We start from the raw sequence: 25,503 nt of genomic DNA, 5'->3' as shown, positions 1-25,503 counted from the left end.
CGTCGGCGCGTCTTACGGGGCAGGCGCAGAGGAGGCAAGAGCCGCCCCATCAAATCGCATGCGGCCGCCCGTCCCAATTCTCGAAACACCCCGTTGTCGCAAGGTCCAGCGCCGCGAACCGCGCCGACAGGCCCGCCACGCTTTCCGCCACCGCGATCGCCGCCGCGTCGCCGCCCATGTCCGTGCGCACCCAGCCGGGATGGTAAATCCCCACCGCGATCCCCTCGGGCCGCAGCGCCGCCGAAAGGTTGATCCCCAAATTCAACGCCGCCGCCTTCGACGCCCGATAGATCAACGCATTTCCTGGGGCCTTGGTGCTCGACCCCATCTGGCTTGAAATGATCGCCACTTTCGCGCCGTCCGCCGCCCGCAAATTCGGCAACAAGGCCTGCACGCACAGGAACACCCCCGTCACATTCGCCGCAAAGGTCTCTGCCCACATGTCTGCCCCGTATCCCCCCGCCAAGGCTTCGTCCCGGTCGTGGAACACGCCCGCGTTGCACACCAGCAAGTCCACCGGCTCTGCGATCTGTCCCGCCATCGCGCGCACCGACCCCGCATCCGCCACGTCGAGTGCCACGCCCGTTGCCCCATCCCGAGATGTCGCCGTCACCGCATGGCCCGCCGCGCGGTAATGCGCGGCCAGTCCAAGCCCGATGCCACGATTGCCGCCGGTGATGAGGATATGCATGGGGGTCCCTTTCCTTGACCCTGCGCCAAACTAGCGCCGCCCCCCATCCCGACAACTGGCGCCTCCGCGCGCCTTGTCCCCTGCGTCATGCTGCGCCAAGCTGCCGCCATGCGCTTCGTTCTCGCCCTTTTCCTCCTGCTCTTCACCGCCCCATTGCGCGCCGAGCCCATTATTGGCATCGCCTTTCCGCCGGTGGCGCAGCCCGATCACCGCGCCTTCACCATCGCCGCACTGTCCGATCTCGATGTCCGTCACATTCGCATCGCCGAGGCCTGGTCACGCCGCGCGCTCCACCCCACGCCTAACGACTTCGCCCCCCTCGCACGCCGTATCGCCGAGCTGCGCGCAGCAGACCTTCACATCCTGCTCACCGTCGAACTCCGCGCTCCCGACGCCGCCTGCGGTCCGTCCAACGAACCTGCCTGCGTGATCCGCGACGACGCCCCGTTCGAGGCCTATCTGCGCACCCTCCTGCATGTCGTCGGCGACGATCTCGACGCGATCCAGATCGGTAATGAATGGGACAACCGCTTTCCCGGCAGCACGTCAGATTTCCTTGCGATCCACGCCCGAGCGGCGGCTGTGATCCGCGCCGAACGCCCTGACCTCACGTTGGTTCTGGGCGGGGTCACAGGGCGCGCGGGCCTGTCACATGCGCTCTGCTTTGAGGGGGATGAGCACGGCGTGCCGGGCCTGCGCGATGAAGAGGCTCGGCAATGGCTCTGCAACCGTGGCATGGCCTTCAACGAGGCCGCGCAGGCCGGTGTCTCCGCCGCGCTGGCCATCGCCGATTACGACGTCGCCGATATCCACCTTTACGATGCGCCCGGCCTCTGGCCCGGGGCCGTCGCCTGGATGCAGCGGCAGACCGACCGACCCGTTTGGGTCACGGAATTCGGCGGCCCGTGGCCCTGGAACGAGCCGTCCGACCCCGCCTATCAGGCCGAGCGTCTGGCCGTCTATCTCGACACGATCGCGGCCCTGCCCATCGACCGCGCGTATTATTTCAAGCTCACCGACGACCCCGAAACCTTCCATGCGACGTCCGGCCTGTATGATGTGGAGGGACAGGCAAAACCGGCGCTCTCCGTCTTTTCCCAGTGGATGAATGCGCGGTGATGAAATCCTGTGATCAGGGGTTAAAGAAAGGTAAACAAGATGGGTTTTATGGTGGAAATTCAGATACCTAAACCCTGGTTGCAACCTTGCAACCCACGCCTTGCACGGGCCGCTCGCCCTGCCTAGGCTGGCCTGAGCCAACCGGAGCACGCCGATGAAATTCACTGCCCAAGACCTCAGCAATGCCGCCGATCTGGTCTACACCCAGATGCACCCCACGCCCCAATATGCCTGGCCGCAATTGGCCCGGAGGCTCGGCTGCGAGGTCTGGGTCAAGCACGAGAACCATACACCGACCGGCGCTTTCAAGGTGCGCGGCGGTATCACCTATATCGACTGGCTCAAACGCACTCACCCGGACGTGCCCGGCATCTGCACCGCCACCCGCGGCAACCACGGCCAGAGCCAGGCCCGCGCCGCCATCGCCGCAGGCCTCACCGCCAAGGTCTACGTGCCCCATGGCAATTCGGTTGAGAAGAACGCCGCCATGCGCGCCTTCGGGGCCGAGGTGATCGAACATGGCGATGATTTCGAACAGGCCCGCGCCAAAGCCATCGACGTCGCCGCCGCCGAAGGCCTGATGATCGTCCCGCCGTTCCACGAGGAACTCGTCCGCGGCGTCGCCACCTATGCCTATGAGCTTCTGAGCGCCGCGCCGGACCTCGACACGATCTACGTCCCGATTGGCTGTGGCTCGGGCATCTGCGGCACGATCCTCGCCCGCGATGCGCTTGGCGCCAAGGCCAACGTCGTTGGCGTCGTCAGTACCAATGCCCAGACCGCGAAACTTTCGGTTGAGGCCGGCGAATTGATTGAAACCGACAGCGCCACAACCTTCGCCGATGGCATGGCCGTGCGCGTCCCGATCAAGGAGGCCTACGACATCTACAGCACCGGCGCGGCCCGCATCCTCGCGGTCTCCGACACCGAGGTCGCGGAGGCCATCCGCGTCTATTACCGCGACCTGCACAACCTCGCCGAAGGCGCAGGTGCCGCCCCCCTTGCGGCCCTGATGCAGGAGCGCGACCGGATGCAGGGCAAAAAAGTCGGCGTGATCCTCTGCGGCGGCAATATCGACACCGACTGGTTCCTGACCGTACTGCAAGGCGGTGTCCCGAGCGTCTGAGAGTGCTTTCGCATCCCATGCCGCGCCACGCACAAAGATCGCCACCATCTCGGTCAGGACGCCCGGCCACGCTCGCAGGCGCGCGAGAGCTCAGGGCAGGTGCCGGGCGGCCTCTTTCCGGGCAAAGGGTTTAAGCCGCGCGCCATGGGTTTCGAGCCACGACCGAACCGCCTCGGGATCGTGCTTTGACAGATCGCGCAGCCACCAGCCGATAGCCTTCTGGATGAACCATTCCGGGTCCTCGGCAAGCCGCTCCGCCCATCCCATAACCCGCCCGCGCGCCGCTGCTTCAACCCCAGACGGATGGCGCGCCTTGCAAAACGGCAGGGCAAACACGAACGCCGCCCGGCGCGTCCAGAGGTGCGGGGAGGCTGTCCATTCCTCAAGAACGTCGAGCCGCTGTGGCACCTGCACAACGCGCTTCTGCCCGCCTTGCGCCACCGCATCCGCGATGGCCCAGGAATCGAACTGAGGCACCACGCCCTCGATCCAATCCCACGCCAGCGCATCGTTGGGCCGCATCCGCGCCTGTACGAACATCTTGCCCGCCGCCACGCGCGCCTCGAAAATGTCGCTGTCCCATAATCCCTGCGCCAGCGCCACCAGCGCCGCCTGATCCACCGCGCCCTTCCGCCACTCGGTCGCCAACGCGCCGGTCACCGCATTCGACAGGCCAAGATATTCCCGCGGGGCCTTGTGATACGCGGCCATCTCAATCGCCCGCGCCGGGTCAGCCTCGGCCCTGAGCGCGGCCAATGCTGCGTCGGGGGTCATCGCGGTTTCTCGATCTGCCACTCCAGATGCGCGCGCACGGTCGGCCATTCGCTTTTCACGATCGAGTAGCAGGCAGTGTCACGCATCGTGCCGTTCTCCATCCGCAGATGAGCGCGCAACACACCGTCAAGCTGCGCCCCGAGCCGCTCGATGGCGCGGCGCGATTGCTGGTTCAGACGATGGGTCCGAAACTCGACCGCTTCACAATGCCAGATCTCGAACGCATGGCCCAGAAGCAGACGCTTGGCGTCGGTGTTCAGGGGGCCGCGCTGTACGGTTTGCCCGATCCAGGTAGAGCCGATTTCCACCCGTGGCACCGCATGATCGATGTGCATGTAGGTGGTCATGCCAATGGGCGTGCCGCGCGTGTCGAGCAATGTGAACGGGATCATCGAACCCGCGTCACGCAGCGCGATCCGGCGCGCGATTTCCGCCTCCATTCCTGCTGCATCGGGCACGGATGTGTACCACAGCCGGTGTAGATCGCCGACCGCTGCCGCCAGCGCCGACCTATGCTCGGGGCGCAGCGGAACCAACGCAACATGGCGCCCGCGCAGCTCAAGATCGACCGGTCCAAGCCGCGTCATTGCGCCGTTCCCGATGGCAAGCCACAAAACCTGTGAAGTGCAGTCCACGCGGCATGCACAGCCAAACCGCCGCGCAGCAGCGAGCGTGCCCGGGTGCAACCGACATCGGCGTGGTCGTGCGGCGCGAAAGGCTTGGCCATGGTGCGGGTTCCTTGTTGCCCTGCCGCGCGATGATCCGGCGCAGGGGCATGGTCGCAGCTTATTCGACCGTGACCGACTTCGCCAGATTGCGCGGCTGATCCACATCCGTGCCTTTGTGCAGCGCCGTGTGATAGGCGATCAGCTGCGCCGGGATCGCATAGAGCATCGGCGCGAACACCGGGTCCACCCGCGGCATCACCAAGGTGGCCCAGGTGCCATCCCCGGCCTCCGCCGCGCCGTCGGCATCGGTGATCAGCCACACACGCCCGTCGCGAGCCATGACCTCCTGCATGTTGGACACGGTCTTGTCGAACAGCGCATCCTTGGGGGCCAGGACGATGACCGGAACCGTCTTGTCTATCAACGCAATCGGCCCGTGCTTCAGCTCACCACTGGCATAGCCCTCGGCGTGGATGTAGCTGATTTCCTTAAGTTTCAGTGCGCCTTCCATCGCCAGCGGGAACATCGCCCCGCGCCCCAGGAACAAGACAGAGCGCGCCTCCGCGAGACGTGCACTGCGCTTGACGATCCTGTCTTCCAGCGCCAGCGCCTGGTTGATCAAGGCGGGCATGCCGCGCAACGCCTGCAGCAACTCCGCCTCCCGCGCGGCGTCGATATTCCCACGCTGCCGGGCGGCGAGGATCGCCAGATGCGCCAACACGCCCAACTGGTTCATGAACGCCTTGGTGGAGGCGACGCCAACCTCGACACCTGCCAGGATCGGCACGATGACATCCGCTTCGCGTGCGATGGAGCTCTCCGGCACGTTGACCACCGCCACGACATTTGCGGCCTTCTCCTGCACATACCGCAGGGCCGCGAGCGTATCGGCGGTCTCGCCCGACTGGCTGACGAAAATCGCGGTCGATGCGGGCGAAACCGGCCCCTCGCGATAGCGGAATTCGCTGGCGATATCGACGTCACACGGCAGGCCCGCAATCTGTTCGAACCAGTATTTCGCCACCGCGCAGGCGTAATGGGCCGTACCGCAGGCGACCATCGTGATCCGGTCGGTCTTTGTGAAATCAAGGCCCTCGGGGACGGTGACACGGTCCGCAGCGGAATATTGGTTCAGGCAATCCGACAGCACCACGGGCTGCTCGAAAATCTCTTTCGCCATGAAGTGTTTGTGCCCACCCTTATCGAGCGCGGCGGCCTGCACCGGGATCGTGCGCGCCTCGCGGTTCGCCAGCCGTCCATCGGCATCGTGGATTTCCACTCCGGCGCGGGTGACGAAAGCGTAATCGCCCTCTTCCAGATAGGTGATCTTGTCGGTCATCGGCCCCAGCGCGATGGCATCGGAACCCACGAACATCTCGCCCTCGCCATGCCCGATCGCCAGCGGAGACCCCTTGCGCGCCGCAACGATCAGGTCGTCTTCCCCCTCGAACAGGAAGGCCAATGCATAGGCCCCGTCGAGGTGCTTGAGCGTTTCCGTGGCGGCATCCCGTGGGCCCATGCCCTGATCCATGAATTCCTCGCACAATTGCGCGACCGTCTCGGTGTCGGTCTGGGTGACGAAGTCGCGATGGCGCAACCTGTCGCGCAGCTCGCGGTAATTTTCGATGATGCCGTTGTGCACAACCGCCACCCGGCCCGCCTGATGCGGATGTGCGTTGGTGACGGTCGGCCCGCCATGGGTCGCCCACCGCGTGTGGCCGATCCCGGATTTGCCGGACAGCGGGTCATGGACCAAGGCGTCGGACAGGTTAACCAGCTTGCCCACCGCGCGGCGACGATCGAGCGTGCCGTCCTGCACCGTCGCGATGCCGGCACTGTCATAGCCGCGATATTCCAGCCGCTTCAGCGCCTCGACAAGGATCGGCGCGACTTCGTGATTGCCCAGAACGCCAACGATACCACACATGGGCTTACCCCTTCTTCGCCTTGATCGCGCGCAGCCGGTCCATCAGCTTCACGGCCAGCCCCGGCTTGTTCACCTGCTTCGCGCGGCCAAGGGCCAAGGCGGCCTCCGGCACATCCTCGGTCACGACCGATCCGCTCGCCGTCATCGCCCGCGCCCCGACCTTGACCGGCGCGACCAGCATCGTGTCCGACCCGATGAACGCGTCCTCGCCGATCTCGGTGCGGTGCTTCATCACGCCATCATAATTGCAGGTCACACTGCCCGCGCCGAGGTTCGCGCGCGCCCCGACAGTCGCGTCGCCCACATAAGTGAGGTGGTTCACCTTTGCGCCTTCGCCGATTTCGGCGGCTTTGATCTCGACGAAATTGCCGATCCGCGCGTCGTTGCCGATCTCCGCACCGGGCCGCAATCGCGCATAGGGTCCGACGATGGCCCCGGCGCTGACATGGGCGCCTTCCAGATGGCTAAAGGCCCGGATGCGCGCTCCGGATTCGACCGTGACACCCGGCCCGAAGACGACATTCGGCTCAATCTCTGCGTCGCGCCCCACCCACGTGTCCAGGGCGAAGAACACCGTCTCTGGCGCCTGCAGGGTGACGCCGTTTTCCAACGCCTCTGTGCGCCGCAACGCCTGGAATTGCGCTTCTGCCCGGGCGAGTTCGGCGCGCGAGTTGATGCCGCGCGTCTCGTCCTCGTCGCAGACCACAACCGTCGCGCTCAAGCCCGCCTGCGTCGCCAGCTCCGGCACATCGGTCAGGTAATATTCGCCGTTCGCATTGGCGTTCCCGACCTTGCGCAGCAGCGCTATCAACACCTGCGCATCGGCACATAGAAGGCCTGAATTGCAAAGGCTTATCTGGCGTTCGGCATCGCTTGCGTCTTTGTGTTCCACGATCCGCGACAGGGCCTCGCCGTCCATGATCATGCGCCCGTACCCGGTCGGATCGGCGGCCTCGAACCCCAGCATCACCACATCATGGGCGCCCCGCGCCGCGCGCATCGCGTCCAACGTTTCGGCGCGGATAAAGGGCGTGTCGGCGTAAAGGACCACCGCGTCGCCCTCGAACCCCTGCAACATCTCCGCCGCCTGCAAGACCGCATGTCCGGTGCCCAGTTGCTCCGCCTGCCGCACACTGACCGCTTCGGGGGCGATATCGGCAAGAGCGGCTTCCACCGCGTCGGCCCCGTGGCCAGTCACCACGATGATCCGCGACGGTGCCAAAGGCGCGGCCGAGGCCAGCGCATGCGCCAAAAGCGGCGCCTGCCCGAGTGGGTGCAGCGGCTTGGGCAGGTCGGACATCATCCGCGTGCCCGCACCGGCGGCCAGCACCACCAGCGCCAATGATCGCGATTTCGCCTGCATGTAACGCCTTTCCTTCGCGCTTTGTGCCTATTAACCAGAGCGACGCGGCGGCGCAAAGCCCTGCGCCGTTCAATTTGGCCGTCAGCCTGTAACAGGTCTGGGCGGAAACCTGCCGAAAGGAATGCCATGCGCAGTGTTGTTTTTGATCTGGATGGCACGCTTGCGGACACGGCGGGCGATCTGATCGCCGCAGCAAATGCTGCGCTGGAAGGCCTGGGTCATACGCCTCAACTGGTTATGGGCGACGACGATGCGACCGCGTTCGCGGGGGGGCGCGCGATGTTGCGACTGGCGGCGGCGCGCCTTGGGATTGCTGATAGCGAAGGCTTGGCCGACGCCGGATATCAGGCGCTGCTTGACGCCTATGGCGCAGAGATTGACACCCATACGACGCTTTATCCCGGTACGGTCGCGGCGGTGGATCGCCTGCGAAGGGGCGGTCATGCAACGGGCATTTGCACCAACAAGCCCGAAGGCCTTGCCGTCACACTGATTGCGCGCCTCGGTCTCACCGACCGCTTTCCTGCGCTGATTGGGGCCGACACGCTCCCCACGCGCAAGCCCGATCCCGCGCCGCTGTTCGAGACCATCGCACGCCTTGGCGGATCACCCGACAACGCTGTGTTGATCGGCGACACGGTGACCGACCGCAAAACCGCCGCCGCGGCGGGCATTCCCTGCGTTCTGGTGACGTTTGGGCCCACCGGGCGGGCGGTTGCAGACCTTGCGCCCGACGCGCTCCTGGATCACTACGATCAACTTGACGCCGTGCTCGACCAACTCCTCCATTGACGAAACGCGCGTTGCGCACGATCTTCCCGCCCATGAGTAAACCCGTTTTCACCGGTAGCTTCACACAGCAGGAAGCCATCCCAGAGGCCGCGATCGACGCCGCGGTCGCTGTCATGCGGTCGGGCCGCTTGCACCGCTACAATGTCGTGCCCGGTGAAGCCGGGGAGACCGCGCTTCTGGAACAGGAATTCGCCGCCTTTACCGGCGCGAAATATTGCCTCGCGGTGGCGTCGGGCGGTTATGCGATGGGGGCGGCCCTGCGTGCCATCGGTGTGGGCCCGGGCGACAAGGTTTTGACCAACGGCTTCACGCTTGCCCCGGTGCCGGGTGCTATCGCGGCCGTGAGCGCAGAGCCGGTCTTCGTTGAAGTGACCGACCAGCTCGTGATCGACCTTGGGGACCTGTCCGCCAAGATCGAACGCTCAGGCGCGCGGGTCCTTCTGCTGAGCCATATGCGCGGGCATCTGTGCGACATGGATCGCTTGATGGAAATCTGTGATGCGGCCGGTGTGAAGGTGATCGAGGATTGCGCACACACCATGGGTGGCGCCTGGCGCGGCGTGCCTTCGGGGCGGCACGGGTTGGTGGGTTGCTACTCCACGCAAACCTATAAACATATCAATTCCGGTGAGGGCGGGCTGCTGATTTCCGACGATGCCGAAGTGATGGCAAAAGCCGTCATGCTGTCGGGTTCCTATATGCTTTATGGCAAAAACGGCGCAGTTCCCCCTGTGGATACGTTCGAAAATGTAAAGTACGTGACGCCAAATGTATCGGGTCGCATGGACAATCTGCGGGCGGCGATCCTGCGCCCGCAACTGGCCGATCTGCCTGCGCAGATCGCGCGGTGGAACGCGCTTTATCATGCGCTGGAGGATGGGCTGCGCAACACGCCCGGCCTGAAAGTGATCGAGCGCCCGGCCGAGGAAGACATCGTCGGATCCTCGATACAGCTGCTCTTGCCCGGTGCCTCGGCTGACGTGATCGGTGCGATCGTCGACGGTTGCCTGCACCGTGGGGTGGAGTTGAAATGGTTCGGCGCGGCGGAACCGGTCGCCTTCACATCGCGCTACGACAGCTGGCGTTATGCCCCCGCGCAGACCTTGCCAAAGACCGATGACATCCTCGCTGGCCTGCTCGACATGCGCTTGCCTTTGACATTCTCGGTCGAGGACGCAAAGCTGATCGCCGAGATCATCCGTGATGAGGTGATCACCGCCCTGCCGCAAGCGGCGGAGTAGGAATTCGGCGAAAGCCCCTGTCGCACGCTAAACGCCATCAAAAAAGGCGACCCGATCAGGCCGCCTTGCGCAATCCAGCTGTGTCGAAGTTCAAAAATGCAGCGCAACGCCCAAGCCAACGGCATTTGCGTCAATCTGCTCCCCTGACGATCCGCCAACAATGGTACCGGGGTCCGGTGCCATATGCGTGGAAGTGTAGTCCAGACGCACCGAAACATTGTCCTGCAGAAGCATTTCCAAGCCGATCCCATAGACCAGGCCATCCGCGCTGCCCGCATCCGAGACACCCGCTGCCGCGCCATATTCTACCGTTTGGTAGCCGAGCGAGCCGTAAACCAATGCGTTTCCAAGCGCATAGCCGCCGCGCACCCGCGCATTCAACACGCGGTCAAATTCGAAGTCGGGGTTGCCAAGGGAGGTCTGGAACGAGGCCGGGCCCGAAAAGCCCAACTCAGCGCCGACCACGAAGTTGTCACCGAACGCCTGGTTATAGCCGCCGTAGGCGCCAAAACCGGTGCCTTCCTGCAGGGGGGTCGTCGCGGTCGAATTGTCGAATTCAGGTGAGATGATGTTGGTGGCAAAACCTGCGTAGAAACCCGTCCACTGGCTCGCGTCCTGCGCGGATGCAGTGCCAGAGGCAAGTAAAGCAGTCAGGGTAAGAACGGTCAGGCGCATCATTTGTCCTTCTGGCACGCGGGAAATGTGACCCGGTACCGTTACAATAGCGTTAAGATGGGCCTGCGCAAAGACGGTCGGCCACCGCATGTGCTGCAACTGCACCATTTCGGTGACAGTTTTTGGCATTTTCACGCTCATGTGATCCTCAAACCGGGGGATGTCGCTGATCTGTCGGGGTTTTCGGCCTTGCTGCGCAGCCGCACGACCCGCCGAGCGCACCCCTCATACGAGGCGCGAGTTCTCCTTCGCGGCGCGCACAAAATCGCGAAACAGGGGATGCGGCGCGAAAGGTTTCGACTTGAGCTCGGGGTGGAATTGCACACCGATGAACCACGGATGGTCCTTCACTTCGACGATTTCGGGCAAGCGACCATCGGGGGACATGCCCGAGAACATGAGGCCCTCTTCCTCCAACGCGTCCCGGTATTTGATATCGACCTCGTAGCGGTGGCGGTGGCGTTCCTCGATCGCCGTGCCGCCATAGGCCTCGGCCACTTTCGAGCCCTCCGCAAGCACTGCGTCATAGGACCCAAGCCGCATCGTGCCACCTTTGTCGTCGGTCACTTTGCGCTCCACCTTGTGGTTGCCCTGCACCCATTCCTTAAGATGGTAAACCACCGGCGTGAAACGCTTTTTGCCGGATTCGTGGTCGAATTCCTCGGATCCCGCATCGCCCAGATCCGCCAGGTTACGTGCCGCCTCGATCACTGCCATCTGCATGCCTAGGCAGATGCCCAGATACGGCACTTTTCGGGTGCGTGCGAACTCGGCGGCCTTGATCTTGCCTTCGGTTCCGCGCTCGCCAAAACCGCCAGGCACCAGGATCGCGTGGAAGCCCGCCAGATGCGGCGCCGGGTCTTCGCGGTCAAACACCTCCGCATCGACCCACTCGACCTTGACCTTCACCCGGTTTGCCATGCCGCCGTGGGTAAGCGCCTCGGCAATCGACTTATACGCATCCTCAAGCTGCGTGTATTTGCCGACGATGGCGACCTTTACCTCGCCTTCGGGGTTGTTGATCCGGTCTGCGACATCCTCCCACACACTCAGGTCAGGCTTGGGGGCGGGGCTGATCTGAAAGGCATCGAGCACCGCCTGATCCATGCCTTCGCGGTGATAGGCCAGCGGCGCCTCGTAGATCGATTTCAGGTCCTGCGCCGCGATCACGCTATCGGGGCGCACGTTGCAAAACAGCGCCAGCTTTTCGCGCTCTTTCTCCGGGATTGGCCCCTCCGACCGACATACCAGAATATCCGGCGCCAGCCCGATGGAGCGCAATTCCTTGACCGAATGCTGCGTGGGCTTGGTCTTCAACTCGCCCGACGCCGCGATGTAGGGCAGCAGGGTCAGATGCATGAAGATACACTCGCCGCGCGGGCGCTCCTGCCCAAACTGGCGGATCGCCTCGAAGAACGGCAGGCCTTCGATATCGCCGACGGTGCCGCCGATTTCGCACAGCATGAAATCGACTTCATCCTCTCCAATGGCGATGAAGTCTTTGATTTCATTGGTGACATGCGGGATCACCTGGATCGTTTTGCCAAGGTAATCGCCGCGGCGCTCCTTTTCGAGCACCGAGGTATAGATGCGCCCCGACGACACGCTGTCCGTCTTGCGCGCGGGCACTCCGGTGAAGCGTTCATAATGGCCAAGGTCGAGGTCGGTTTCCGCGCCGTCATCGGTGACAAACACCTCGCCATGTTCGAATGGGCTCATCGTGCCGGGATCGACGTTCAGATAGGGGTCGAGCTTGCGCAATCGCACCGAGAAACCGCGCGCTTGCAACAAAGCGCCGAGCGCGGCCGAGGCCAAACCCTTGCCAAGCGACGACACAACGCCGCCGGTGATAAAGATGAATCGTGCCATGCCCGAAAGTCCCCCGTGCGGATGGTTCGCGCGCCGATTGGCGGTCCATCCATGTCTCTTTCCACGGGATTTGAGAATATCCGGATTCGGCCCCAATAGACAAGGCAGCGGGCCGCCAAAAATCGAAGATCATGTGGACAAAGAAAAAAGCCACCCAAAATCGGGTGGCTCTCGCGAACTGACCGGCGCGGGGTCACTCTACCGGCGGAAGGGCCGGGCTGTCGCCGTCAATGGGTGGCAGGAGCGAGTCGACCGGGGGCAGGGCGCTGTCGTCAGCCTCGCCGCCGTTGGCCGGAGGCAAGCCGCCCAGATCATCCAGAAGCGATGAGTTCGCCGAGTTTTGCGCCGCAATGACCGTCAGCGTGATCGACGTGGCCAAAAACGCAATCGCGAAGGCCCAGGTCAACTTGCCAAGCGCCGTAGCCGCCTGCCGGCCGCTCATCACGCCACCGCCACCGCCGCCACCCATGCCGAGCCCGCCCCCTTCGGAGCGCTGCAAAAGAACCACCCCGATCAGGCAGACCGCAAGGATCAAGTGGATGACAAGGATGACGTTTTCCATGGTCGCGCTTTCTTTCAATCGGGCGGAGCCCTGATCCGCGCCTCATCTATGAGATGCTACAGGGAGCCGCAAGGCCCCGCAGACTATCACACCAGTGATTCCGCAAATTCCGCTTCGTGATCGTTTCATATGAACCGATCTTTTTCAATTCCATCAAACAACGGCCAATGTGTTAAAAGGACGTTAACCAATCCGACGAAAGTTTCCGGTTCCCCCGCGTGGCCTGTGCCGCTATAGCGCCGGGGGTTTTCGCGGTCCGGAGGAATTCATGGCCAACGTCGTGGTTGTCGGCGCCCAATGGGGCGATGAGGGCAAGGGTAAGATCGTTGATTGGCTCAGCGAGCGCGCCGATGTGATTGCACGGTTCCAGGGCGGTCATAACGCCGGCCATACGCTGGTCATTGACGGGACGGTCTACAAGTTGAACGCGCTGCCCTCGGGTGTCGTGCGCGGTGGCAAATTGTCTATCATCGGCAACGGGGTCGTGCTCGATCCTTGGCATCTTGTCGAGGAAATCCGCGCCATTCAGGAGCAAGGCGTCGAGATCAGCCCCGAGGTGTTGATGATCGCCGAGAACACGCCGCTGATCCTGCCCATCCACGGAGAGTTGGACCGCGCCCGTGAAGAAGCGGCCTCCAAGGGCACCAAGATCGGCACCACCGGGCGCGGCATTGGGCCGGCCTATGAGGACAAGGTCGGGCGGCGTTCGGTCCGGGTGGCCGATTTGGCCGATCCCGCCACGCTTGAGGCGCGCGTGGATCGTGCGTTGCAGCACCACGATCCGCTGCGCAAGGGCTTGGGCATCAAGGCTGTGAACCGCGAGGCCTTGTTGGATCAACTGCGCGCGATCGCGCCCGAAATCCTGCGCTACGCCGCGCCAGTCTGGAAGGTGCTGAACGAAAAGCGTCGGGCCGGAAAGCGGATCCTGTTCGAAGGGGCGCAAGGCGCGCTTCTGGACATCGACTTCGGCACTTATCCGTTCGTGACGTCGTCCAACGTGATCGCGGGGCAGGCGGCCACCGGTGTCGGCATTGGACCCGGCGCCATCGATTATGTGCTGGGTCTGGTGAAGGCTTACACGACCCGCGTTGGCGAGGGCCCGTTCCCAGCCGAGCTCAACGACGCCGACGGCGAACGTCTGGGCAAGCGCGGCCATGAATTTGGCACCACCACGGGCCGCAAGCGCCGATGCGGCTGGTTCGATGCCTGTCTCGTGCGGCAGACCTGTGTGACCTCGGGCGTGACCGGCATCGCGTTAACCAAGATCGACGTGCTCGACGGATTCGAGACGCTGAAGATCTGCATTGGCTATGACCTCGATGGAACGCGGCTGGATTATCTGCCGACCGCCGCCGACCAACAGGCGCGCTGCACGCCGATCTACGAAGAGATGCCGGGGTGGTCTGAGTCGACCGAAGGCGCTCGGTCATGGGCCGAGCTGCCCGGCAATGCGGTCAAGTACGTGCGCCGCATCGAAGAGTTGATTAACTGCCCCGTGGCCCTACTCTCCACTTCGCCCGAACGCGACGACACGATCCTCGTGACCGACCCGTTCGCCGATTGACCCGCTGATTGACGGAGGCCCCATGGCGCTCAGCTACAAGTCCCGCAAACGCTGGTCGTTGTTTGTTTTGCTGGTCGGATTGCCGGTCTACATCGCGGCGGTCTGGTTCATCCTCAGCCTGATCGAGGGCTGGAACATATGGCTGCAAATGGGCATCTGCCTCGCCTTCAGCATCCTCTGGGCCTTCCCGCTCAAAGCGGTCTTCCTGGGGGTGGGGCAGGCCGATCCGGACGCGCAAGCCGACGAGTGAAGCGGGCGCACGACAGAAAAGAGGCGCCTAAGCGCCCCTGATCCAGTGTCGATGATTGTTTGTATCAGAGCGCGCGCGTCACGCGATATTGGTTGCCGCCCAGATCTTCGAGCACACCGCTTTCGGTCAATTCGTCCACGGCCGTGATGGCTTCGTCGCGCGAGATCGACCCGTCTGTGGCGATCCGCACGAGGCGTAACAATTGCATGCGCTTGAACTGGGTCAGGCCAGCCTCATTGCTGAGGTAGGACGCGCCCATTTCGACGACTTCTTCGATCTCCGTTGCAGGCGAGGCATCGAGCAATTTCGCGAATGCGGCGAAATGGTCGATATCTTCCTCTGCGTCGGTGGTGGCCGGGGTCTCGTCTGCGCTATCCTTGCCGCCTTCGTCGATTTCCCGTGCCAGTTGCGCCTCCAGCGCGGCGATGGGGTCGTCTTCGTCGTCTTCGTCGGGGGCTTCCGAGATCTCTTCGGCGGCACTGGCAACGGCTGCCATGACCGCTTCGTCGGCGTCGGGGGCGTCGGCATCCACTTCGGTTGCGTCCGCTTCGATGCCTTCTGCGTCCACCTCTGCTGCGGCCTCCTTTTTCGGTTCGGCGAACTCAGATGCGGCTGGCGCCTCAGGCTGCGCTTCTGCGACGTCCTCGACGGCAGCTTCGGCCTCCGCCTCAACCGCTTGGTCAACGTCGGTTTCGGGCATTGCGTCTTCTGGGTCGACCTGCGCTTCGGCCTTTTCTTCGGGTTCGACCTCCGCTTTGCCCTGGCTGTTGCGGCCCAAACCTGCGGCGATCAAACCGGCGCGTTGGGCGAGGTTGGCCAGAGAGCTGACCATCTTGCTTGGCGCGGACCGCGTGAGCTGTTGCTCCGCGACGTCATCCTGTTCGGCAATGGCATCCGTTTCGTCCGCGGCGACGGTGTTTTCCAACACCAGCGGCGCCGAAGTGGTTGCGGCGCGGCCGGGCGCTTCGGTGTCGGCGGCCGACACGCGGCGCGGGGCCACCGGGGCCGCGGCTGGCGCAGCGTCGTCATCCGTGATGCGCTGTTCGGAGACCAGCACCAGCGGAGCGGGCCGTTCTTCGGCGGCTTGCGGGCGGCGCGAAACATCGACGCTTACACGACGCGGACGCATCACCCGAGCCAGATCCTCACGATATTCGGCGGCGTCATCCTCGTTGCCGGTCATATCCGCGACCGATTGGCCCTCTGCGGCAAGCTGTGACTCGGCGGCACGGGCGGCAACGGCGGCTTTCAGATGCTCGATATTGGCGCGGCGGCGGGTCGTCTCCACCGTGGCCAAACGCCCTTCGGTTGCCTCGAAAAGGCGATCCATATCCCCGTCACCGCGTTCCTCATTGTCCGTGAAAGGGGCGCGATCGGATGTCTCATCTTCCGGCAGATCATCGCCGAAAGGGGGCTCCGCGACGGGGTCAATCGTGGCATCGGGGGCGGCGTCATCTGCGACGACGTCGTTTTCGGGCGCGGTCAGCTCGGCATCAGTGCCAAGTGTATCGTCCGCCGCATCCAATCCGGCCTCGGCTTCGGTGCCCGCACCGTCCATCTTTTCTTCAGTCACGTCCGGCGCGGCTGCCCGTGCGGAGGGCGTGGTCGCAAAGGCGGCGGCGAGAGCCGCGACGGCCGCATCGTCGTCGGTCTCCAGCACCGGCTCCGGGTCTGCGCCCTCCCCACCAGCCGAAATCAGCTCGTCGTCGGGCTGCACCGTGGCCTGGGTTTCGTCAATATCGGCCAGCGCCGCGCGGCGGATGCGCGCGAGCCGAGCGGCCACAGACGCCCCGTCGAACGCGGCCTCTTCGTCCTGCTCTTCGGCGAAGATCGAGTCGAGCCCGCCTTCGTCGTCCAAATCGTCACTGCCCAGATCAAGATCGTCGAGCCCTGCGGCGATGGTTGTGTTCTCTTCGGGATCGACCTCTTCCAGATCCACGTCGGACGCAGCAAGTTCGCTTTCGTCTTGCTCCAGTGCCGTGTTTTCGGAGGCAAGCGCCGCGGCAACCGCGATCAGCGTATCCTCACCGGCTGCGCCATCGGGATGCTCGATTTCGACCGGGTTGGTTTCGACGGGATCCTCTTCGACGGAATCCTTTTCGGCGAGATCGTCGCCAGCCAGATCATCCGCCGTCTCAAGGCTGATCTCGGGCGTGATGTCCGTTTCAATGTCGGCGGCGATGTCGGCGCTTGTGTCTTCGGCGGTCTCTTCCGCTTCAAGCTCCGCGTCAGCTGCGCCCTCATCCATTTCGGGCGCGGCGTCCATGTCGGACAGCTCAGGGACTTCGGCCAATTCTTCCTTGGTCTCGTGTTCTTCCACGGCCTCTTCGGCCGCGTCCTCGGAGATATCTTCGGGCCAAGCGGCCTCGGCCGCTGTTTCGTCCGTATCACCCTCTTCTTCGAACGCGTTTTCATCCTCGTCCTGCGCCAGACCAGCAGCGGCGGTTGCGGCGGTTGCCGCCGCGGTCGTGGCCAACGTAGGTGCGGGGGCATCGGGGGCGACGCTCTCGACGGCGTCTTCAACTTCGGGGCTGCGGTTGAACGCGCGCTCGGTTGCACTTTCAAAGGCGGGCGTGTCTTCCGCAGGGGCCCCTTCTGGCCGCATGATCAGCCCGTTTTCGACCATGCGGGATTCGACACGACGCTGAATGGCCGCTTCGGTGATGCGGTGCAGCGTGTCGGCATCCGGTGTCGGCGGCTCGGCCCCGAAATAGCGGTCTTCCGCCGCCAGATCGCGGAAATATTCTGCCACCGCCTTCATCGCCTCGAACGGGCGTTCAAAACCCTCAAGGGTGCAGGAAAACGTGCCGTAGGAAACCGTCAGGATCTTGTTTTCATCACTCATAGCTCTGCCACTCTGCTCGTCCGGCTTGAAACCGGAATTTATCATCCTCACAAAAGGTGTAACAAACTGTTTCCAGTAAAAAGCGACACGAATTGGACCTTTTGGTGATCAAAGCCTTCGACCATGGCAACAATGTGGACAATCCAACGGACAGGGGTGGATTGTCCTTGAAATACAACGCTCCTGTGGCCCTTGTGGGGGGCGGTGTTGCGGATGAAACTGCCTTCGAATTGTCCCAAAAGCGCGCAAAATTCTTTGTCGGGGTGGATGGTGGTGGGGATGAAATCCTGCGCCGTGGCACGGTTCCGGACGCTGTGATCGGCGATATGGATTCGTTTTCGGAGGCTGGACGCGCGGCGATTCCCCCCGCGCGGCTGATCGATGTGAGCGAACAGGACAGCACCGATTTCGAAAAGGCCCTGACCCGCATCGACGCGCCCTTGATCCTCGCGACAGGGTTTTCGGGGGCGCGGCTTGATCACGAATTGGCCGTCTTGCATGGGCTGGTGCGGTTTCCCCAGCAGCGTGTCATCGTGATCGGGGCGAGCGACCTGATTGTGCACCTTCCCGCACGGCTCAGCATCGACCTGGCTGCGGGCACGCGCGTGTCGTTGTTTCCCTTTGATGCCGTGCGCTTGGGCCTGTCGGGGCTGGAATGGTCGTTCGAGGCGATCGACCTGCACCCGGCGCGCCGGATCGGGACGTCGAACCGGGCGGCGGGCGGGGTCGTGGAGATGCAGGCGGACCGGCCGGGATGCCTGCTCATCCTGCCGCGCGAGAAGCTTGATCTGGTGATCGGCGCTTTGGCGCACGCGGATTTCCACTCGCCCCCCGCCTGAGCAAGCGTTAAGGGTGTCCCATAGCTGCCATTAACGAATGAGACCTGCCCATGACGGCCGAGCTTTCCCCCATCGACAGAGCCAAGTACGTGGCCGCCCGCCGGGCGGTGGAATTTGTGGAGGACGGCATGCGCGTGGGGCTCGGCACCGGATCGACCGCGGCCTGGATGGTGCGCTGCCTGGGGGAATTGGTCCGCGAAGAGGGGATGCAGATCACCGGCGTCGCGACCTCGACACGGACCGCCGATCTGGCGCGCGAGGTGGGGGTGACCGTCAAGACGCTCGACGAGGTGCGCTGGCTCGACCTGACGATCGACGGGGCGGATGAATATGATCCAAACCTGAACCTGATCAAAGGCGGCGGCGGGGCGTTGTTGCATGAAAAGATCGTGGCGACGGCCAGCGACCTGATGGTCGTGATTGCGGATCTCTCCAAGCAGGTCGACACGCTTGGCTCGTTTCCGCTGCCGGTGGAGATCATCCCGTTTGGCTGGCAGACGACCAAGGCGCTGATCGAAGAGATGCTGTCGAATGTTGGCGTTCTGGGCCGCTCCACCTCATTGCGGCAAAGCGGGACGGAGCCGTTCCGCACCGACGAGGGCAATTACATCCTCGATTTGCATCTGCGCCGGATCGAGCAACCCGCGCAGGTCAGCCTGGTGCTGAACCAGATCCCCGGTGTGGTCGAGAACGGCCTGTTCCTTGATATTTGCGATGTGCTGGTGATCGGCAATGCCGACGGTACCGTTGAGGTGCGCGACATCAACAACGGCACGATCGAGCATGAACGCGTTGATGTGGCCGACAGCGAGAACCTGTTCGTCGACGTGCGCGATTGAGCTTTTCGGCGTGCCTCTGACCTGAAGGCACGGCTTGCGCCGCCGTCTGTTCACCTCGTCCGACGCGTGCGCGTCTGCCTCAGATCCGGGGGCTCTGCCCCCGTCGCCTTCGGCGCCTCCCCCGGAGTATTTCGGAAACAAGGAAGACATGCGTGCACGGAGGTGTGGCGTCCCGCCTTTGCATGTCTGCAGGGCAGGGGGGCTGGCGGGCCGTGTGGCGGGGGGCTCGTGTTGGGGCTTCCGGTGGGTGGGGGGAAGCGAAAAGAAAGCGGCGCCGCTTGAATGCGGTCACGTGGGCCCCTCGGGTTTCAGCCGACGGGGTGGGACAATTGCGCGGGTCCTGTGGCCGGACACCCTGCACCCGATGGAACGCCTGCGCGTCGGGGGTGGTCTGGGGGCCTCCGGCTGTGACCGACAGCTTCGGATGCGATGATCATCGTCCACGATTATACAGCGGTTTCCTACGGAAAAGTGAACGCACGGGGCTGCGTTCGCACCCCCTTTGGTTGTTAAGGTCGTGTTCATGGATTAGACCGTGCGCATCCTTGCTTTGCCGGAGACGCACAATGGCCGATTTCGACTACGACCTCTTCGTTATTGGTGGAGGGTCGGGCGGGGTTCGGGCCGCGCGTGTGGCGGCGGCGACGGGTGCCAAGGTTGCGCTGGCCGAGGACAACCGCATGGGCGGGACCTGTGTGATCCGGGGCTGCGTTCCGAAAAAGCTGATGGTGTTTGCCTCGTCCTACCGCGAGGGCTTTTCCGATGCGCGTGCCTATGGCTGGGAGGTGCAGGACGGCGCGTTTCACTGGGACGTATTCCGCGATCACCTGCACAAGGAGCTTGACCGGCTCGAACAGGTTTATCGCAATTTGCTCGACGGATCGGGCGTGGAAATTTTCGACAGCCGCGCGCGGCTCGCCGATGCCCATACGATCCAGTTCGGCAACGGCGTGACGAAGACGGCCAAGCATATCCTTGTGGCCACGGGCGGACACCCCGTGAAGCCTGATATGCCGAATGCGCACCTGGGTATCGTTTCGGACGATATCTTCAACCTCGACACCCTGCCCAAGAGCATCCTGATCGTGGGCGGTGGCTATATCGCCTGCGAATTCGCCTGTATCATGGCGGGGCTCGGCGTTGAGGTGACGCAATTCTACCGCGGGGCGCAGATCCTGCGCGGGTTCGATGACGAGGCGCGCGGGCTGATCGCGGAGATGATGCGCGCGCAGGGCATCGACCTGCACACCGGGACCAATATCGTCGATATGAAACCGGCCGCCGCCGATGCGCAGGACGCCCAAAAGGTGATCCCGACCGGCAGCGATGCGGCGATGGGCGCCGACGTCAAGCAAATGCAGGCCCTGCAGGACGACGTCAACGGAGATGTCGAAGGCGGCCCGATCTGGGTGAAATCCACCAACGGGCGCGAGGGCGTCTTCGATCAGGTGCTTTTCGCCACGGGTCGTGCACCCAACACCATCGACATGGGGCTCGAAGAGGCCGGGATCGAGGTCGGGCGGCGCGGCGAGGTGGTGGTCGACGAGTACAGCCAGACCGCCGTCCCTTCAGTCTACGCCATCGGCGATGTCACCAACCGTGTGAACCTGACCCCGGTGGCGATCCGCGAAGGCATGGCGTTCGTGGAGACTGTCTTCAACGGCAACCCCACGCCCATAGACCATGACCTGATCCCGTCGGCGGTCTTCACGCAGCCGGAATACGGCACCGTTGGACTGACCGAGGAGGCGGCGCGCGAGCAGGAGGAGATCGAGGTCTACTGCACCTCGTTCCGCCCGATGCAGACGGCCTTTGCCGGCAAACCGGGGCGGGTCCTGATGAAACTGATCGTGTCTAAGAAGACGCGCAAAATCTTGGGCTGTCACATCGTGGCACCGGGGGCCGGTGAGATGATACAGTTGGCCGGGATTGCGGTGAAAATGGGCGCGACCAAGGAAGATTTCGATCGCACGGTTGCAGTCCACCCCACGATGTCGGAAGAGATCGTGACCATGCGAGAGCCGATGCGCACCGCATAACGGTGCTTTTTCGCGGCGAAAACGCGCAGGAGCAGGTGCAAAGCGAATTTTCTGCCCCATATAGGGCTACAACAGATGACGCATCCAAAAGGTGAGACGACAGATGGCGGGTAACAGTGGCGGACCCTGGGGTGGCGGTGGCGGTGGAAACCGCGGCAACCAAGGCAGCAATGGCAGCGGCAACGATCCTCGGCGGCCCGGTGGGCCCGGTCGGGACGGCAGTGGCCAGAACATCCCCGAGATCGACGATATTGTCCGCAAGGGCCAGGAACAGCTGCGCGTCCTGATGGGCGGTCGCGGCGGTGGCACCGGCGGTGGCTCGGGCGGCGGCGGCGAAAGCCCGATCAGCCCACGCACGATGTGGATTGGGGGCAGTATCGCTGCGGTGGCGGCCTATCTCTTCGCCTCGGCCTACACGGTGCAACCCGGTGAGCAGGGGGTCGAGTTGTTCCTTGGCTCCGAATACCGCATCACCGATGATGGTCTGAATTTCGCTTGGTGGCCAGTCTTCACCGCCGAAGTGCTCGCGACCGAGCAGGAGCGTACCGAAAGCATCGGCAACAACCGCTCCGGCGCGTCCGATCAGGGCCTGATGCTGACCACGGATGAAAACATCGTCGATATCGATTTCGACGTGGTCTGGAACATTTCGAACCCGGCCGATTTCCTCTTCAACCTGCGCGATCCAGAATCCACGATCCGCGCGGTCTCTGAATCGGCGATGCGCGAGATTATCGCGGCCTCCGAATTGGCGCCGATCCTCAACCGGGATCGTCAGTTGATCGGTGAACAGGCCGAGGTGCTGATCCAGCAGACGCTCGATGGCTATGACGCGGGCATCAACATCCTGCGTGTGAACCTCGACCGGGCCGACCCGCCCGCCGAAGTGATCGACGCCTTCCGCGACGTTCAGGCCGCCGAGCAGGAACGCGATCGCCTTGAGCGGACCGCAGACGCTTATTCGAACCGGGTGACTGCCGGGGCGCGTGGTGAAGCCGCGCAGATCCTTGAGGTTGCCGAAGGGTACCGCGCGCGCGTGGTCAACGAAGCGTTGGGTGAAGCCAGCCGTTTCCTCGCCGTTCTGACGGAATACGAGGTCGCACCGGAGGTGACCCGACGTCGTCTATACCTTGAAACCCTCGAACGGGTACTGGGCGAGACGGACCTTGTCATCATCGACGGGGATACCGGCGGCGGCCAAGGCGTTGTTCCGTACCTGCCGTTGAACGAATTGCGCCGTCCGTCGGGCGACAACACCACCACCACGGGGAGCTCGAACTAAGATGTCGCGTATCGCTTATCTCATTCCCGTTGCCGTTCTTGCGGTCGTATTGATCTCGTCGTCCGTTTTTGTGGTCGATGAACGCCAGCGCGCGCTGGTCCTGCAATTCGGTCAGATTCGTCAGGTGATCAATGACCCTGGACTGAACTTCAAACTGCCGTTCATCCAGAACGTGCAATATTACGAAGACCGGATCCTGTCACTCGACACCGACCCGACCGAGGTGACGCCGTCGGATGATCGCCGCCTGGTCGTCAGCGCCTTTGCACGTTACCGCATCGTGGACGTTGAACGCTTCGTCGAAGCTGTGCCGGGTGGTGTGCGTCAGGTCGAAGGCTTGCTTGAGGGCATCCTGAACGACCGTATTCGCGCGGTTCTGGGTGCCGATGGTGTTACCTCCAACACGATCCTTTCGGAAGAACGGGCCGCTTTGATGCAGCAGATCACGGTGCAGGCCCGCACGCGCTCCAACTCCTTGGGTGTGACGGTGCTTGATGTACGTCTGCAGCAGACAAACCTGCCCGCGCAGAACCTCGATGCGACCTTCGCCCGGATGCGGGCGGAACGCGAACGCGAAGCTGCGGACGAAATCGCACGCGGTGAAGAGGCCGCTCAGCGGATCCGGGCCACCGCGGACCGGACCGTGGTGGAGCTTGTCTCCGACGCCAACCGGGAGGCCGAGATTACCCGAGGTGAAGCCGACGCCGAGCGGACGCGGATCTTTGCCGAAGCCTTCGGACAGGACGCGGAGTTCTACGATTTCACCCGCTCGCTGGCGGCCTATGAACGGGCGCTGCGGCAGAACTCGACCTTCGTGATCAGCCCCGATAGCGAGTTCTTCGAATATTTCGATGGCTCGGCGCTCGGCGGTGGCAATTCGCTGGCGGGCCCGTCCGAGTAAAATCCGATGTGGATTGCCATTCTGATGGGCCTTGGCATGGTCCTTGTGATTGAGGGGCTGGTGTTCGCACTGGCCCCTTCGCGTTTGGAGGACCTCCTCAAGGCGTTGACCGCGATCCCGCCGGAAACACGTCGGATGATCGGCTTCGCCGCCGTGGCCATGGGTGCGGTCCTGACCTCCTGGGCCCTCAGCCTGAACTGACGGGCGCGGCATTTATTCCAAGACAGGATGCGCTAAATTGTGTTCTAGTTCCCGAGCGGTTGCGGCGCGGGACAGGTCCGGCGCCTCACGTCCATGTGACAATGGGTGTAGGTGGGGTCGGGGTCCCTGAACTTGATTACGGCCCGCGGCGGACAAATATTCAATAGCAGACAGGCGTGCCTGTCGGACGGTATTTCAGGAGGCTTAGCAGTCGTGACGATCCACTCAAGACCCCCCCATATGCAGCGATCGCAGGCGCGTGTAATCGCCCGCTCGCAAACCCCCAGCTTTGATCCGCGCCTGATCCTGGGCGCCGTTTTGGCAACACTGATGGCGCTGGCCCTGGTCGTGTCGAGCTTGCCCGCACGCGCGCAAACGGGCGCGTTGCCGGATTTCGCAGACCTCGTGGATCAGGTTGGTGATGCGGTCGTTAACATCACCACCTCGTCCGTGGTTGCCGGTCGCGCCGGTGGGCCGCAACCGCAGGTGCCCGATGGCTCCCCGCTGGAAGACTTCTTCGAGGATTTCCTCGACCGGCAGGGCCCCGATGGCGCGCCGCGCCGCAGTCAGGCCTTGGGCTCGGGTTTCGTGATTTCCGAAGACGGCTATCTGGTGACGAACAATCACGTCATCGAGGGCGCTGACGAGATCATGATCGAGTTCCGCGATGGCACCGAATTGGTTGCCGAATTGATCGGAACCGACCCGACCACCGATATCGCGCTTCTTAAGGTCGAAAACGATGCGCCGCTGCCGTTCGTTGAATTCGGCGTGTCGGCGGATCACCGGGTTGGTGAATGGGTGATGGTCATGGGCAACCCGCTGGGGCAGGGATTTTCGGTGTCAGTCGGCGTTATTTCCGCCTTCGGCCGCTCGCTTCAGGGCAGTTACGACGACTTCATTCAGACCGATGCCGCGATCAATCAGGGCAACTCGGGCGGTCCGCTTTTCAACCTCGAAGGGGATGTGATCGGCGTCAACACCGCGATCCTGTCGCCCACCGGGGGCTCTATCGGCATCGGTTTCGCGATGTCGTCGGACGTGGTGACAAACGTCGTGGCGCAATTGCGCGAATTCGGCGAGACTCGCCGCGGCTGGTTGGGCGTGCGCATTCAGGATGTCGATGAGGCGATGGCCGAGGCCATGGACCTGGAAGAAGCGCGCGGCGCGATGGTCACGGATGTGCCCACCGGCCCGGCACTCGACGCGGGTGTTGAGGTCGGCGATGTAATCCTGTCGTTCGACGGGCGCGACATCAGCGACACGCGGGAGTTGGTGCGCATCGTGGGCGAGTCGAATGTCGGCGAAACGGTACGTGTGCTGGTGTTTCGCGACGGCGCCACCGAAACCCTGCGGGTGACGTTGGGACGCCGCGAAACGGCGGAAGCCGCAGACGCCGCGCCCGAAGGATCGGACACGACGCCGGATGTAGCCCCGACGAGCGAGATCCTCGGCATGTCGCTGGCACCGCTGACCGATGAGCTGCGTGAACAGCTCAACGCTCAAAACGTCAGCGGCGGGCTCGTGATCCAAGAGCTGGACCCTGTGTCGGAAGCGGCGGAAATGGGATTGCGTGTCGGCGATATCATCACCGAAGTGACCCAGCAGTCCGTTGAAAATGTGGCCGAGTTTCAGACGCTTGTGCAGGCTGCGCGCGATGCGGGGCAGCAATCCATCCTGCTTCTGATCCGGCGCGACGGCAACCCACGCTTCATGGCGCTGGCGATTGACGGCGGCAATTGACCTCACCCGCCCGACGATTGAAAAAGCCCCCGGCGTGATCGCGTCGGGGGCTTTCTTCTGTGCTGCGATGCCGGGCGCGGCCCAAAGCGTTTCGAGACAAACCCGAGACATCAGCTTGTCTCGGACCGCGCACACCATTCGACCGTCGTGGGCGCTTCGATTTGATATGCTCACGCAGGTTCAAACCGAACCG

Annotated in this window: 22 protein-coding genes; 13 read left to right on the top strand and 9 right to left on the bottom strand. The window is 63.5% G+C overall.

Features of this window, described 5'->3' with window-relative positions; translation table 11 throughout:
• Positions 1–49: 49 nt before the first annotated feature.
• Entirely contained in the window at positions 50–691 is a 642-nt protein-coding gene (locus tag V8J83_RS07720) for an SDR family NAD(P)-dependent oxidoreductase (RefSeq protein WP_339985118.1), read from the bottom strand.
• Positions 692–799: 108 nt separating this feature from the next.
• On the opposite strand from V8J83_RS07720, the gene V8J83_RS07715 reads away from it, so the two are divergent.
• Positions 800–1,810: a glycoside hydrolase family 113 protein gene (locus tag V8J83_RS07715; protein ID WP_339985116.1), complete on the top strand. Its 1,011-nt coding sequence runs from the start codon at positions 800–802 to the stop codon at positions 1,808–1,810.
• Positions 1,811–1,964: 154 nt separating this feature from the next.
• Positions 1,965–2,936: a threonine dehydratase gene (locus V8J83_RS07710; protein ID WP_339985114.1), complete on the top strand. Its 972-nt coding sequence runs from the start codon at positions 1,965–1,967 to the stop codon at positions 2,934–2,936.
• A 90-nt stretch (positions 2,937–3,026) separates the two neighbouring features.
• Here V8J83_RS07710 and V8J83_RS07705 read toward each other — a convergent pair whose 3' ends face one another.
• From V8J83_RS07705 to glmU, 4 genes are all read right to left on the bottom strand, one after another.
• Complete coding sequence (locus tag V8J83_RS07705) at positions 3,027–3,710, bottom strand: DNA alkylation repair protein (RefSeq protein ID WP_339986027.1); 684 nt, start codon at positions 3,708–3,710, stop codon at positions 3,027–3,029.
• Complete coding sequence (locus V8J83_RS07700) at positions 3,707–4,297, bottom strand: GNAT family N-acetyltransferase (protein WP_339985112.1); 591 nt, start codon at positions 4,295–4,297, stop codon at positions 3,707–3,709. Before V8J83_RS07700 ends, V8J83_RS07705 begins: the two co-directional genes overlap by 4 nt.
• A gap of 199 nt (positions 4,298–4,496) precedes the next feature.
• Positions 4,497–6,305, bottom strand: a complete 1,809-nt coding sequence (gene glmS / locus V8J83_RS07695) for a glutamine--fructose-6-phosphate transaminase (isomerizing) (RefSeq protein WP_339985110.1) — start codon at positions 6,303–6,305, stop codon at positions 4,497–4,499.
• A 4-nt stretch (positions 6,306–6,309) separates the two neighbouring features.
• Positions 6,310–7,668 (bottom strand): bifunctional UDP-N-acetylglucosamine diphosphorylase/glucosamine-1-phosphate N-acetyltransferase GlmU, encoded by a 1,359-nt coding sequence (gene glmU / locus V8J83_RS07690; RefSeq protein WP_339985108.1) that lies wholly within the window; start codon positions 7,666–7,668, stop codon positions 6,310–6,312.
• 126 nt (positions 7,669–7,794) lie between these two features.
• Between glmU and V8J83_RS07685 the strand changes: the two genes are divergently transcribed.
• Both V8J83_RS07685 and V8J83_RS07680 read left to right on the top strand, forming a co-directional pair.
• On the top strand, positions 7,795–8,460 hold the full coding sequence (locus V8J83_RS07685; RefSeq protein WP_339985106.1) for an HAD family hydrolase: 666 nt from the start codon (positions 7,795–7,797) through the stop codon (positions 8,458–8,460).
• A 32-nt stretch (positions 8,461–8,492) separates the two neighbouring features.
• Positions 8,493–9,701: a DegT/DnrJ/EryC1/StrS family aminotransferase gene (locus V8J83_RS07680; RefSeq protein WP_339985104.1), complete on the top strand. Its 1,209-nt coding sequence runs from the start codon at positions 8,493–8,495 to the stop codon at positions 9,699–9,701.
• 90 nt (positions 9,702–9,791) lie between these two features.
• Here V8J83_RS07680 and V8J83_RS07675 read toward each other — a convergent pair whose 3' ends face one another.
• From V8J83_RS07675 to secG, 3 genes are all read right to left on the bottom strand, one after another.
• A complete protein-coding gene (locus tag V8J83_RS07675) occupies positions 9,792–10,517 on the bottom strand; it encodes a porin family protein (protein WP_339985102.1) in 726 nt (241 codons plus the stop codon).
• Positions 10,518–10,601: 84 nt separating this feature from the next.
• Positions 10,602–12,245, bottom strand: coding sequence for a CTP synthase (gene pyrG / locus V8J83_RS07670; RefSeq protein ID WP_339985100.1), 1,644 nt, complete (start codon positions 12,243–12,245; stop codon positions 10,602–10,604).
• A 193-nt stretch (positions 12,246–12,438) separates the two neighbouring features.
• The gene (gene secG / locus V8J83_RS07665) at positions 12,439–12,807 is read right to left on the bottom strand and encodes a preprotein translocase subunit SecG (RefSeq protein WP_339985098.1); all 369 of its coding nucleotides are present in this window, start codon (positions 12,805–12,807) and stop codon (positions 12,439–12,441) included.
• 268 nt (positions 12,808–13,075) lie between these two features.
• Here secG and V8J83_RS07660 point away from each other — a divergent pair, with 268 nt between their 5' ends.
• Positions 13,076–14,371: an adenylosuccinate synthase gene (locus tag V8J83_RS07660; protein ID WP_339985096.1), complete on the top strand. Its 1,296-nt coding sequence runs from the start codon at positions 13,076–13,078 to the stop codon at positions 14,369–14,371.
• A gap of 22 nt (positions 14,372–14,393) precedes the next feature.
• A complete protein-coding gene (locus tag V8J83_RS07655) occupies positions 14,394–14,621 on the top strand; it encodes a DUF2842 domain-containing protein (protein ID WP_339985094.1) in 228 nt (75 codons plus the stop codon).
• A 64-nt stretch (positions 14,622–14,685) separates the two neighbouring features.
• Here the strand turns inward: V8J83_RS07655 and V8J83_RS07650 are convergent, their stop codons facing one another.
• Positions 14,686–17,466, bottom strand: coding sequence for a hypothetical protein (locus tag V8J83_RS07650; RefSeq protein ID WP_339985092.1), 2,781 nt, complete (start codon positions 17,464–17,466; stop codon positions 14,686–14,688).
• 104 nt (positions 17,467–17,570) lie between these two features.
• On the opposite strand from V8J83_RS07650, the gene V8J83_RS07645 reads away from it, so the two are divergent.
• The 7 genes from V8J83_RS07645 (at position 17,571) to V8J83_RS07615 (ending at position 25,310) form a co-directional block, all read left to right on the top strand.
• Entirely contained in the window at positions 17,571–18,305 is a 735-nt protein-coding gene (locus V8J83_RS07645) for a thiamine diphosphokinase (protein ID WP_339985090.1), read from the top strand.
• A 50-nt stretch (positions 18,306–18,355) separates the two neighbouring features.
• On the top strand, positions 18,356–19,144 hold the full coding sequence (rpiA, locus tag V8J83_RS07640) for a ribose-5-phosphate isomerase RpiA (RefSeq protein ID WP_339985089.1): 789 nt from the start codon (positions 18,356–18,358) through the stop codon (positions 19,142–19,144).
• 566 nt (positions 19,145–19,710) lie between these two features.
• Positions 19,711–21,183, top strand: a complete 1,473-nt coding sequence (locus V8J83_RS07635; RefSeq protein WP_339985087.1) for an FAD-dependent oxidoreductase — start codon at positions 19,711–19,713, stop codon at positions 21,181–21,183.
• A gap of 103 nt (positions 21,184–21,286) precedes the next feature.
• Positions 21,287–22,465 carry an FtsH protease activity modulator HflK gene (gene hflK / locus V8J83_RS07630; protein ID WP_339985085.1) on the top strand — a complete coding sequence of 393 codons (1,179 nt, stop codon included), beginning with the start codon at positions 21,287–21,289 and terminating at the stop codon, positions 22,463–22,465.
• Between the two features lies 1 nt (position 22,466).
• A complete protein-coding gene (gene hflC, locus V8J83_RS07625) occupies positions 22,467–23,366 on the top strand; it encodes a protease modulator HflC (RefSeq protein WP_339985083.1) in 900 nt (299 codons plus the stop codon).
• Between the two features lie 6 nt (positions 23,367–23,372).
• The gene (locus V8J83_RS07620) at positions 23,373–23,567 is read left to right on the top strand and encodes a DUF2065 domain-containing protein (protein WP_339985081.1); all 195 of its coding nucleotides are present in this window, start codon (positions 23,373–23,375) and stop codon (positions 23,565–23,567) included.
• Positions 23,568–23,807: 240 nt separating this feature from the next.
• Positions 23,808–25,310: a Do family serine endopeptidase gene (locus V8J83_RS07615; protein ID WP_339985079.1), complete on the top strand. Its 1,503-nt coding sequence runs from the start codon at positions 23,808–23,810 to the stop codon at positions 25,308–25,310.
• Positions 25,311–25,503 lie beyond the last annotated feature (193 nt).

It is taken from the genome of Gymnodinialimonas ulvae (assembly GCF_037543845.1).
Lineage (GTDB): Bacteria > Pseudomonadota > Alphaproteobacteria > Rhodobacterales > Rhodobacteraceae > Gymnodinialimonas > Gymnodinialimonas ulvae.
Note: the sequence above shows the minus strand (reverse complement) of the source record. Positions and strands in the feature narration are given on the sequence as shown.